Raw genomic sequence first — 12,053 nt, 5'->3', positions numbered from 1 at the left:
AAATATAGTTGAGATAATAATTGTGCCCCCGTCCGGTTTGAGCCGGACGGGGGCACAATTATTACTGGCAGCGACTGTCAGTCAGGCGCTCAGCCGTTGACGCGGTCGATGCCCTTCTGCACGTCGGAGAGGACTGAATCCCAGGAGTCGATGAAGGCGGCGACGCCATCGGCCTCCAGCTTGTCGGTCACATCCTTGATGCTGATGCCCAGGTCTGCCAGCTTCTGCATCACCTGGTGGCTCTCCTCGTAGGTGCCCTTGACCGAGGGAGCGCCGTTGCCGTGATCGGCCAGAGCGTTCAGGGTCTTCTCAGGCATGGTGTTGACCACGTCAGGGGCCACCAGCTCGTCCACGTACTTGCAATCGGAATAGGCGGCGTTCTTGGTGCCGGTGGAGGCCCAGAGCGGACGCTGACGCTTGGCGCCCTTGGCTTCCAGGTCGGCCCAGCGGGGATCGCTGTCGAAGGCCTTCTCGAAGAGCTCGTAGGCCAGGCGGGCGTTGGCCACAGCGGCCTTGCCCTCCAGGGACTTGGCCTCGTCAGAGCCGTTGGCCTCCAGCAGCTTGTCAACCGCAGTGTCCACGCGGGAGACGAAGAAGGAGGCGACCGAGCCCATGTGCTTCAGGTCATGGCCGTTCTTGTCGGCCTGGACCATGCCCTCGATGAAGGCGTCGATGACCTGTTTGTAGCGCTCCAGGGAGAAGATCAGGGTCACGTTGACCGAGATGCCCTTGGCCAGGGTTGCGGTGATGGCAGGCAGGCCCTCCAGGGTGGCGGGGATCTTGATCATGGCGTTGGGACGATCGACCTTGTTCCAAAGCTCTTCGGCCTGCTTCTCGGTCTCTTCGGTGTTGTGGGCCAGACGAGGATCGACCTCGATGGAGACGCGTCCATCCACGTAGTCGGTCTTCTCGGCAACCTCGCGGAAGATGTCGGTGGCGTTGCGTACATCGGTGGTGGTCAGCTCGCGGACGGCCTGCTCAACGGGGATGCGGCCCAGCTGCTTGAGCTGTTCGTCATAGGGACCCACCTGGCTCAGGGCCTTCTGGAAAATCGAGGGGTTGGTGGTCACGCCCACCACATTGCGCTCGGCGATCAGTTGCTGCAGATTGCCCGATTCGATGCGGGTGCGGCTCAGATCGTCCAACCAGATCGAGACACCTGAATCGCTGGTGCGCTGGGTGTTTGCATTTTCTGCCATCTTGTCACTCCTTATTTGGGTTCCCGATGGAATCACATTCACTATGCACTACCGGGAAGTCTGTTGCTGTATTCCCGCAGGCCCGCGTTTCGGGCGTGCCTGCAGGGGAGGGGGCCGGCGTCGCGGACGGCCCCCGATTGATCACGATGCCGGGTTCAGCGGGCCCGACGGACTTCCTCCAGGGAGGCCTGTGCTGCTTCGACCACATGATCGGCGGTGATGCCCAGGTCGCGCATGTTCTCGTCGCCGCTGCCCTGCAGGCCGAACTGCTCGATGGAGACGGGCTTGCCATAGCTGCCCAGGTACTTGTACCAGGGCGTGGCCAGTCCGGCCTCAACGGAGACGCGGGCCTTGACGGAGGCGGGCAGAACGGCTTCCTTGTACTCGTCGTCCTGCTCCTCGAACCACTCCAGCGAGGGCACGGAGATGACGCGGGCCTTGACTCCCTGCTCGGCCAGGGTCTTGGAGGCGGCCACAGCGTGCTGCACCTCGGAGCCGGAGGCCATGATCAGCACGTCGGGCTGGCCCTCGGTGTCGACCAGCACATAGGCGCCCTTGCGAACGCCTTCGCGGGCCTTGGCCTTGGTCTCCTCCAGGGTGGGCACGCCCTGCCTGGTCAGGATCATGGCCGTGGGGTGGGTGTTGTCCTTCTCGAAGAAGGCGCGGTAGGCTTCAGCGGTCTCGTACTGGTCGGCGGGGCGCACAACCTCCATCCGGGGGATGGCGCGCACGGCGGTCAGGTGCTCGATGGGCTGGTGGGTGGGGCCATCCTCGCCCAGGGCCACGGAATCGTGGGTCCACACATACAGGTTGGGGATGTCCATCAGGGCGGCCAGGCGCACCGAGGGGCGCTCATAGTCGCTGAACTGGAAGAAGGTCCCGTTGTAGGGCCTGGTGTCCGAACCCAGCAGGATGCCGTTGGTGATGGCGCCCATGCCGAACTCGCGCACGCCGAAGTGCAGCTGGCGGCCGTACTTGCTGGCCTTGGGCCACTGGACGGTCTTGTCGGCCTCCGGGGCGAAGGAGACGGCACCGTTGATGTTGGTGTTGTTGGAGCCGCCCAGATCGGCGGATCCTCCCCAGAGCTCGGGCATGATGGGGGCCAGGGCGTTGATGACTGCGCCGGAGGCCTTGCGGGTGGCCACCTTGGAGCCGGGCTCGAAGCCAGCCTCCAGATCGTCCAGGGCCTTGTCGAAGCCCTCGGGCAGCTTGCCGGCATGGATGCGGTCGTAGAGGGCAGCCTTGTCGGGGTTGGCCTTGCGCCAGGCCTGGTACTTCTCGTCCCAGTCCTTGTGGGCGGCCAGACCGCGCTGGGCGACCTCGCGGGCGTGGGCCAGGGCCTCCTCGTCAATCTGGAAGTTCTGCTCAGGGTCGTAGCCCAGGGTCTTCTTCAGGCCGGCGACGGCCTCGGCGCCCAGGGCTGAGCCGTGGGCTGAAGGATCGTTGGTCTTGCCGGGGGTGGGCCAGGCCATCAGGGTGTCCACCTTGATGAACTTGGGCCGGTCGGTGACCTGCTCGGCCTTCTCCAGGACGGCAGCCAGGCCCTCGACGTCCTCCTTGTAGGAGCCGTCGGGCTGGATGAAGCTGAACTCGTCGGTGTACCAGCCATAGGCCTGGTAGCGCTTGAGGATGTCCTCACCCAGGGCGATGCGGGTGTCGCCCTCGATCTGGATGTGGTTGGCATCGAAGATGACGGTCAGGTTGCCCAGGCGCTGGTCGCCGGCCAGGGAGCTGGCCTCGGAGGAGACGCCCTCCTCGACGTCGCCCTCGCCGCAGATGACCCAGACCTTATGGTCGAAGGGGGACTGCCCCTCGGGTGCATCCGGATCCAGCAGACCGCGCTCGTAGCGCTGACCATAGGCGAAGCCCACGGCCGAGGCCAGACCCTGGCCCAGCGGGCCGGTGGTCATCTCGATGCCGGGGGTCAGGCCGTACTCGGGGTGGCCGGGGGTCCTGGTGCCGGCGGTGCGGAAGCGCTTCAGATCGTCCAGGGTCAGTCCGTACCCGGAGAAGTAAAGCTGCACGTACTGGGTCAGCGAGGCGTGGCCGCCGGAAAGAATGAACCGATCACGCCCGACCCAGTCGGGGTCGTTGGGGTCGTGCCGGATGAAGTGCTGGTAGAGCGCGTAGGCGATGGGCGCCAGCGAAATAGGGGAGCCGGGGTGGCCGCTTCCGGCCTTCTCGACCGCGTCGGCCGAGAGGACCTTGGCCATCTTGACAGCCCGCTCATCGAGTTCGGACCATGTGAAATCTGCCATATGGTGCTGCTTTCCTTCCAATGTAGAGGTCTCCATGTTCGACTTGTGTCGAAAATGTTCGATTACCTTCACTATGCGTTTCCATCGTATCGGTTTGAGACGACACAATTCGGCTCTTCGCACGACGTTTTGGCACTCTCATGGCCCGAGTGCTAATAATGAAACCATGACGGAAGGAGCGACATTGCCTAATACCAGACGCATGCTGGTGCTGCGCGCGGTCGTCGAGGACTATATTCGTTCTCGCGAGCCGGTAGGGTCGGGTTCGCTCACCAGAAATCATCAGCTTGGAGTCAGCTCCGCCACCGTGCGCAACGACATGGCGGCCCTGGAGAGCGAGGGCTACCTGGTCCAGCCCCACACCTCGGCCGGCCGCATCCCCACCCAGAAGGGCTACCGTTACTTCGTCGACAGGCTGGCCACCATCGTGCCCCTGTCCGCCGCCCAGCGCCGGGGGATTAACGCCTTCCTGTCCGGGTCGGTCAACCTGGAGGACACCCTCCAGCATGCCGCCCAGCTTCTGGCGCAGATCACCGGGCAGATCGCCGTGGTGGCCTCACCCTCCCTGGCCAGTTCCAACCTGCGCCGGGCCGAGCTTATAGGACTGAGCCGGGGGACCATACTTATGGTGGTCATCACCGACACCGGCCGGGTGGTCCAGCGCACCCTGCACGGGCCCCTGCAGGAGGACCCGAACGCCCTGGCGGACCTGTCCGACCAGATCAACAGACAGTGCCAGGACCTGCCCCTGGACCGCGCCGCCGACCGCTGCCGCATGCTGGCCGACTCCCTGACCGAAGGCCGTGACAAATCCATGCTGCGCCTGGTGGCCACGATCTTCGACGAGATGGCCACCCGGGAGCAGACCAGCGGCCTCTACATGGCCGGCACCTCCCAGCTGACCCACAGCCAGGCCGTCTCCCTGGGGGACCTGGGCTCGCTGCTGGACGCCCTGGAGGAGCAGGTGGTGCTCATGCGGCTCATGCGGGCCCAGAGCGAGCTCTCGCGCGAGAGCAATGGGGTCAGCGTGGCCATCGGCACCGAGACCCGGACCCCTGAACTGGCCCACGCCTCAGTGGTCACCAGCGGATACGGGCATGCCCGGTCCAGGCAGACCGACGGCTCCGAAGCCGACGAGCCCGTGGCCTTCGTAGGCTCCATCGGCCCGACCCACATGGACTATCCGGCGACCATGAGCGCGGTTCGTGCCGTGGCCTCGTATTTGACCGGTTTCCTGGCCGGCGGCGGGGAGCCGTGAGCGTGAAGGCGGCGACATAAGTCATAGGTATCGTGGGCCCATGCAACCATGGGTCGAGAGGGCATCAAACGAAAAGGATGATCGGTGGCAGATTACTACGAGGTTTTGGGAGTCGAGCGCGGCGCGAGCGATCAGGACATCAAGCGTGCCTATCGCAAGATGAGCCGCAAGTACCACCCGGACATCGCCGGGCCTGAATACGAGGACAAGTTCAAGGAGGTCAACAGCGCCTACGAGGTGCTCTCCGACCCCGAGAAGCGGCGCATGTACGACGCGGGCGTGGACCCCAACGACCCGCAGGCCTCCCAGGGAGGCAGCCCCTTCGACATGGGCGACGTCTTCAACCAGTTCTTCGGCGGCGGCTTCGGGGGCGCCACCCAGGGGCCCATTCCGCGCACCCAGCCCGGCCGGGACGCCCTGGCCCAGGTCTCCGTGGACATGAAGACCGCCATCTTCGGCGGTGTGGTACGCACCCCCATCAGCACCTACGGCCTCTGCCAGGAGTGCGGCGGCTCGGGGGCCCAGAAGGGGACCTCACCGGTGACCTGCCCGGTCTGCAACGGCAGGGGCTATGCCCAGAAGGTGGTGCGGACCCTGCTGGGGCAGATGATGAGCCAGGCACCCTGCGAGCGGTGCGAGGGCCACGGCACCATCATCGAGCACCCCTGCCCGGTCTGCAACGGCCATGGCCGTGTGCGCACCCGGCGCGAGGTGGGCGTCAACGTGCCCGCTGGCGTGGCTGACGGCTCCCGGCTGCGGCTGGCCTCCCAGGGCGAGGTGGGCGAGGGCGGCGGTGCCGCCGGCGACCTGTATGTGGACATCACCATCAAGCCCGACAAGCACTACACCCGCAGCGGCCAGGACCTGCACTGCTGGATCGCCGTGCCCATGACTTGGGCCGTGCTGGGCCACCAGGTTGACCTGGAGACTTTCGACGGCCAGCGTCAGGTGGACATCCCCGCCGGCTGCCAGCCCGACCAGGAGATCACCATCAAGGGCCTGGGAGTAACCAGGCTGGGCAACCGGGAGGAGCGCGGCGACATCATCGTCCACGTGCTGGTCCAGATCCCCACCAAGCTGGACGACGATCAGCGCCGCCTTATTGAGGACTTCGCTAACAGCCACGACTCCGAAGCCAAGCAGGTCCCGCAGAGTGCCAAGCCTGCCGGAGTCGGGGGCCGCAAGGGGATCTTCGGCAAGCTCAAAGACATCTTCAGCTGAGTCGGCTGAGTCAGCCCAGCAGCGACCGGCACATGGACCGGTACTCGCTCACATAGCCGCCTCCGAAGAAGGCGCAGTGCCCGGCGATGGCGTAGAGCTGCCAGAGCGTTGTCCGGTTCTGGTAGCCGGCCGCCAGCGGGTGCACGCTCTGGTAGCCGTCCAGAATCTGCTCCAGGTAGGGGATGCCGAACAGCTGCAGCATGGCCAGGTCCTCCTCGCGGTGGCCGCCATGGGCTGCGGGGTCGATCAGGACGGCCTGGGTGTTCCCGTCGTTCCTGGTCCACATGACGTTCCCGCTCCACAGGTCCCCGTGGACCCGGGCGGGCTTGTCATTGGCGGCCGCGCCCAGCAGCTCCGGCAGGGCCTGGATCACCTCTTCGGTCATCTTCATGTCCTCGCGGTTCAGGGCCCGCCGATCCATGGCCATGCCCACCATGGGCTCCAGTCGTCCCTTGGCCCAGTAGGTGGCCGGGTCGTCCCAGGCGCCCACGTCCATGGGCAGCGGATCCTGCAGGGGTCCGAAGTAGCAGGTGCCCGTGTAGCCCTCGGGCGCGGAGCCGAAGTGGTCGGCCCCGGCATCATGCATGTGGGCCAGCTGGGCGCCGAAGCGGTAGGCCGCGCCGGGCGTGGGGGAGGCGGAGGCCACCTCCTCGATGTCCAGGTAGTCCGGGCCCCAGTCGTAGACGTCCACCACCCGGGGACCGCCCTGCGCCTGGGCCTGGCCCAGCCATTGAAGCCCGCGCCCCTCGCACTCGAAGAATCCCGCCGGGGCCCCGCCCCTGGATTTTCTGTAGGTCTTGGCCATGATGATCCACACCCCTATTCGTCGAGTCGTCGATTCCGACAAGACCCATTGTGGGCATTCTGCGAGACATGCCCGTCCCTTGGCTCTGCCTGCCCTGCGCGGTGGCTATGCTTGCCATTGTTGTCCGACATAGCAAGAGGGGTCCATGAATTTCTTCGAAGCCATTCTGTTCGGCCTGGTGCAGGCCCTGACGGAGTATTTCCCCGTCTCATCCAGCGCCCATATCCGCATCGTGGGCGGCCTGCTGGGCCAGGACCCGGGCGCGGCCTTCACAGCCATCATCCAATTTGGCACCGAGCTGGCGGTCCTGCTCTACTTCCGGCATGACATTGCCCGCATACTGACCCACTGGTTCCGCTGCCTGGCCGGCAAGGACGGCTCCTCATGGCGTGAGCGGATGGGCTCCAAGGACCATGACGCGGCCCTGGGCTGGTACATCATTCTGGGAACACTGCCCATCTTGGTGGCGGGCCTGCTCTTCCAGAAGATCATCGAGACCAAGCTGCGCAACCTCTGGATCACCGTGGTCGTGCTGATCGTCTTCGGCCTGCTGCTGGACTACTTCGACCGCCACGGCCGCCAGAACAAGGAGATCCGACAGATGAGCGCCCGCGACGCCCTGCTCTTCGGCATCGGGCAGATGCTGGCCCTGATCCCCGGGGTCTCCCGCTCGGGCGGCACCATGACCTTCGGCCGCGCCCTGGGCTACACCCGCGAGTCCGCCACCCGGGTCAGCTTCCTCATGGCCATCCCCGCCGTCTTCGGCGCCGGCATTCTCGAGACGGTAAAATCCTTGAAGAACATCAACGCGGACGCCGCCTTCCCTGGCTGGGGGGCCACCATCTGCGCCACCGTGGTCAGCTTCCTGCTGGGATACATCGTCATCATCGCCTTTTTGAAGATCGTCTCACGCTTCTCCTACCGGGGATTCGTCATCTACCGGATTGGCCTGGCCATCTTCGTGGCCATCATGCTCATGGTCGGCGCCCTGCCCGCAGTAGGCGGCGTGGCGGCCAGCTGAGCCTGGGTGAATTGCCGGGGGATTCGACGCTCACATGGCTGCGTGATACGATTTGCTCATGCGCTGCCCATGGTTGCGGGGGACTGGGTCAGCCAAGCGTTTGAATCCTTTGGGGAGGTTTGTTGTGGTTTCGTCGTCGATGTCTGCCGGTTCTCGTAAGCATAGGTTTGGCCTGCGGTCGCTCATGTCAGCATTGGTGCTGATACCCCTGCTGCTGACCGGCATGGCCACCGGCACCGTCTTCGCCTCCGGCTCAGATGTCAACGGGGGGGGGGGGGTCGTTATACCGCTCAGGTAGATAACGGTTCCCTGAGCGATCTACAACCCTCTAGCCTGCCTTCCCCTTCGCCGCTGACCACTGCATCTGTTTCCTCCTCGCCTGTTCAAACCCCGACAGGCCTTTCCACTTTTCATGCGGATACCGAAGCCCAGTCTTCTACCGCAGGTTCACATACTGTAGTGTTCGATCCTGCCAATGGGGTCAAGGCTGAACGCTTAACTATAGCTGATGGATCCCTGGTGTCGCCGCCTGCCGATAATCCGAAGCGTGACGGCTACCGTTTCGACGGCTGGTTCGAGCATGACAGGATCATGGACTTCCGTACCCCGATCACCAGGGACACCGCCTTGAAGGCCAAGTGGACACCGGTGAATGATTGGACGCTCAGCCCCGACCATGGTCCGGCTTCCGGCGGCACCAGCATCACCATCACCCCCCCGAACGCGGATTCCCCATCGTTCAGTACGCTGGAGGCCCAAGACGGTAAGCTGATCGGCGTGACCGGCGATGGCCACCTTTTCACGTGGACAACGAACGATAAGATGCCTGTTCAGGTGCCATCACCGCAGGGCGAGTCCGGCGAGGTGCGATTCACAAGCGGGGTTGTTGGCGATGGCAGCTACGCGGCCTTGAGCCGAGATCACCGCATCTACACCTGGAATGGTAGCGGAGAGACGCCAGCCCTGCTCAACATAGACTCCACTACATACACCAGCATCGCCATGGCTGCCGACCGCCTTATAGCAGTGAACCAGGAAGGCCGTATCCGCACATGGACCAGTAAGGAGAAGCCAACAGGAAAAGCCATAAGCCTGCCCACGCAGGCCTTGGCAGTCAAGGCTGCTGGCAATGCTGACCGTCTGCTCGCCCTTGACCGCAAGGGCCAAATCTGGACTTGGAGGCCGGATGCCATTGATACCAATCAGATCCAACACGTCAAGCTTGTAAACCGAATTGTTCAGATATCAGCTATGGATCACGGCTTTATACTTCTGGACTCAACAGGTCAGATCAGCTATCTGGAAAACGAACAAAACCAGACAGAGTCGCTGGTCCTGCCCAACCATTCTGCTGTGACAGCAATAAGCATTGATACAACACAACCAGCTTTGGTTGATTCCAATGGCCACATCTGGGCTTGGAAGCCCGGCGAAGCACCCACCCGGGCAGATGACGGGAGCCAGCAGTACGTGCGGGCCGCCGCTGCCGGCGGCAGGATCGCCGCCATCAGCAGGCAGGGCGGCATGCTCGCGTGGAGCCTGGACGGGCAGGGCCAGCCCGGCAAACCCGTCAGGCTCGACACCACTGCTGCGCCCATCCTGGAATCAGCCAGCCTGGACGGCCAGCCGATCAACCTCACTGCGGAGAACAATGCCTGGCGGGCGGACATGCCCGACCATAAGCCGGGGCCGGCCGCCATCCTCATCACGGGCAGGCAGGACGGGCAGCCTTTCGCCAGGAGCCTTGCGTACACGGTCGACCAGCCGCCGGCACGGGCTGCTGAGCCAGGATCCGCGTTCACGGTCCGCTTTGACACGGGCGGAGGAAGCCCCATACCAGCGGACCAGACTGTCCCCGCCCCGTACGGGAGGGTGAAGCGCCCCTCCCCCGACCCTGTGCGTGAGGGCTTCCTGTTCGACGGCTGGTTCACCGGCGAGGTCGCCTACGATTTCAGCAGGCCCGTCGGCAAGGACCTGACCCTGGCCGCCCACTGGACGCCGGCAGGCCGGAACAGCGGGTGGAGCATCAGCCCTGATAAGGGCAGCCAGCTGGGCAGGGAACCCGCCACCATCACCCCGCCCGACAACGCCAGCCGGGGCATCAGATTCAACCAAGTCAGCGGATCAACATTCGCCGATGGTTTTTCCTTGGCGGTGGGCAGCGACGGGAACGCCTACGCCTGGGGATCCAACGACTATGGCCAGCTCGGCAACGGGACGAGAGACGACAAGCATGCGCCGGTCATGGTGAAGACGCCCGACCGGAAGACCTACCCGGACCTGCCGGAGGATTTCACCTACGTGCAGGTCAGCGCCGGATACGCTCATTCCCTGGCCCTGGGCAGCGACGGCAACGTTTACGCCTGGGGATACAACTACTATGGCCAGCTCGGCGACGGGACAACCACCGAGCGGCATGCGCCGGTCAGGGTGAAGACGCCCGACCGCAAGGCGTACCCGGACCTGCCAGCGGACTTCACCTACCTGCAGGTCAGCGCCGGAGGCGATCATTCCCTGGCCCTGGGCAGCGACGGCAACGCCTACGCCTGGGGACACAACACCTATGGCCAGCTCGGCAACGGGACGAGAGACGACAAGCATGCGCCGGTCAGGGTGAAGACGCCCGACCGCAACACGTATCCGGACCTGCCAGCGGACTTCACCTACCTGCAGGTCAGCGCCGGAACCTCTTATTCCCTGGCCCTGGGCAGCGACGGCAACGCCTACGCCTGGGGATACAACGGCGATGGCCGGCTCGGCGACGGGACAGGCAGCAGCCGGCATGCGCCGGTCAGGGTGAAGACGCCCGACCGGAAGACCTACCCGGACCTGCCAGCGGACTTCACCTACGTGCAGGTCAGCGCCGGATTCTCTCATTCCCTGGCCGTGGGCAGCGACGGCAACGTTTACGCCTGGGGATACAACGGCTTTGGCCAGCTCGGCAACAACAGCAGCGGCGGCTATTCGTTTGTTCCTGTGCGCGTGCGCGACCCCGCCAACCCCACAGACAAAAACAAGGGATTGAAAGCCGCACAGGTCAGCGCCAGATACTCTCATTCGCTAGCCATAGGCAGTGATGGATACGCCTATGCCTGGGGAGCCGGCGCCACTGGCCGACTCGGCAACGGTACCACCAGTACTTCGTATGTTCCTGTGCGCGTGCGCGACCCCGCCAACCCCGGGAACGCGAGCAAAGGACTGCAAGCCACCCAGGTCAGCGGTGGAGGCGATCATTCGCTGGCCGTGGGCAGCGACGGGAACGCCTACGCCTGGGGGAGCAACAGATATGGCCAGCTCGGCAATGACAGCATCCCCACAGGATCCTCCTATCAAGCTCAGAGTCCTGTCCCTGTGCCGGTGTCGTTCAACCTGCAGCTGGTGGTCACCGGCGTCAGATTCGACCAGACCTCCGTATCAGGCCTGACGCGCGGCGACGGCAGCAGCGTGAGCGTGCTCACGCCCGCACACCAGCCGGGCACGGTCACGGTCAGCGTGGACTACACGCTGGGAGGCACAGCCCAAACGCCCGACACTTCTCTCCGATACACGTACCTGCCTGCAGGCGTGCTCCCCAAGGCCGGCGGGGAAGGCATCCTGCTCGCCCTGGCCGCGGGCATGACCGGCATGGGCGGGGTGCTGGCATCCCGCCGCCACCGGCGAGAACAACACCAACTGGTTCGCGCTTCGCACGAGTAAGAGCGGCCGGGCGGCGTATCAATCCCCCCGCCCCCGGCCCATCAAGGGGGAGCAGGAAGGACAAGTGCCACACAAGGCTCAACCCCAAGAGAGCCCGACACTTCCCTCCCGCGCCCCCACCACACTTCTGCAGGCAGAAGCCGAGGGCAGGCATGCACGCCCGCGCCACGCCTGGGAGAGGAGGAAACACGGCCGGGCTGGCTGGAGGCTCAACAGCCCCCAGCCCGCCCGGCCGCTGTTTACTCATTTCATTATGTGCCCCACATAAGCCAGTTCAATATCTTTGGCAAAGTCGCTTTCAGATCCACCCGACAACAAAACACGTGACCAGACTCACATTGTTCTTGCGTCTTGTCCTAGGAACCATACAGGTACTGATGCCCCGCTTCTGAATTACTTAGTTTCCAATGATGACCGATCATCTTGTCTCTTTCTGTCCTGCAGGATTGGAAAAAAGCAGCTTCGCCACGACACCGCGTCCGTTACGACTGGCCGGGTTTGCGAAAAACAAGATTCAGCCCCCTTCTTGCGCTACCATGAAAACTCCTTCGGCACTTCGGCTCTCCTGCGGCCTCGATAGGCCGTATGCAACGGA

General features: G+C 64.4%; 7 protein-coding genes. 4 read left to right on the top strand and 3 right to left on the bottom strand.

Going from position 1 to position 12,053, the window contains the following annotated elements; translation table 11 throughout:
• Nucleotides 1-89 precede the first annotated feature (89 nt).
• Together tal and tkt are read right to left on the bottom strand one after the other, a co-directional pair.
• Nucleotides 90-1,199 (bottom strand): transaldolase, encoded by a 1,110-nt coding sequence (tal, locus tag AACP62_RS07450; RefSeq protein WP_198219886.1) that lies wholly within the window; start codon nucleotides 1,197-1,199, stop codon nucleotides 90-92.
• 155 nt (nucleotides 1,200-1,354) lie between these two features.
• Nucleotides 1,355-3,457 (bottom strand): transketolase, encoded by a 2,103-nt coding sequence (gene tkt, locus AACP62_RS07445; RefSeq protein WP_029678821.1) that lies wholly within the window; start codon nucleotides 3,455-3,457, stop codon nucleotides 1,355-1,357.
• A 184-nt stretch (nucleotides 3,458-3,641) separates the two neighbouring features.
• On the opposite strand from tkt, the gene hrcA reads away from it, so the two are divergent.
• Both hrcA and dnaJ read left to right on the top strand, forming a co-directional pair.
• A complete protein-coding gene (hrcA, locus tag AACP62_RS07440) occupies nucleotides 3,642-4,715 on the top strand; it encodes a heat-inducible transcriptional repressor HrcA (protein WP_155805038.1) in 1,074 nt (357 codons plus the stop codon).
• An 84-nt stretch (nucleotides 4,716-4,799) separates the two neighbouring features.
• Nucleotides 4,800-5,936, top strand: coding sequence for a molecular chaperone DnaJ (dnaJ, locus tag AACP62_RS07435; protein ID WP_339347456.1), 1,137 nt, complete (start codon nucleotides 4,800-4,802; stop codon nucleotides 5,934-5,936).
• 10 nt (nucleotides 5,937-5,946) lie between these two features.
• Here the strand turns inward: dnaJ and AACP62_RS07430 are convergent, their stop codons facing one another.
• Nucleotides 5,947-6,741, bottom strand: a complete 795-nt coding sequence (locus AACP62_RS07430; RefSeq protein WP_339347455.1) for a fructosamine kinase family protein — start codon at nucleotides 6,739-6,741, stop codon at nucleotides 5,947-5,949.
• Between the two features lie 145 nt (nucleotides 6,742-6,886).
• Here AACP62_RS07430 and AACP62_RS07425 point away from each other — a divergent pair, with 145 nt between their 5' ends.
• Together AACP62_RS07425 and AACP62_RS07420 are read left to right on the top strand one after the other, a co-directional pair.
• Entirely contained in the window at nucleotides 6,887-7,762 is an 876-nt protein-coding gene (locus AACP62_RS07425) for an undecaprenyl-diphosphate phosphatase (protein ID WP_339347454.1), read from the top strand.
• 309 nt (nucleotides 7,763-8,071) lie between these two features.
• Nucleotides 8,072-11,458 (top strand): RCC1 domain-containing protein, encoded by a 3,387-nt coding sequence (locus AACP62_RS07420; RefSeq protein WP_483413706.1) that lies wholly within the window; start codon nucleotides 8,072-8,074, stop codon nucleotides 11,456-11,458.
• Nucleotides 11,459-12,053 lie beyond the last annotated feature (595 nt).

The sequence above is a fragment of the Bifidobacterium apis genome, assembly GCF_036986835.1.
Taxonomy (GTDB): Bacteria; Actinomycetota; Actinomycetes; order Actinomycetales; family Bifidobacteriaceae; genus Bombiscardovia; species Bombiscardovia apis_A.
The sequence above is the reverse complement of the archived record's forward strand: the minus strand, read 5'-3'. Positions and strand labels throughout refer to the sequence as shown.

What these genes read in the sequence shown, in the direction of transcription:
- tal (WP_198219886.1), bottom strand. Translation starts at nt 1,199, where the DNA reads ATGGCAGAAAATGCAAACACCCAGCGCACCAGCGATTCAGGTGTCTCG.
- tkt (WP_029678821.1), bottom strand. Translation starts at nt 3,457, where the DNA reads ATGGCAGATTTCACATGGTCCGAACTCGATGAGCGGGCTGTCAAGATG.
- AACP62_RS07430 (WP_339347455.1), bottom strand. Translation starts at nt 6,741, where the DNA reads ATGGCCAAGACCTACAGAAAATCCAGGGGCGGGGCCCCGGCGGGATTC.
- AACP62_RS07425 (WP_339347454.1), top strand. Translation starts at nt 6,887, where the DNA reads ATGAATTTCTTCGAAGCCATTCTGTTCGGCCTGGTGCAGGCCCTGACG.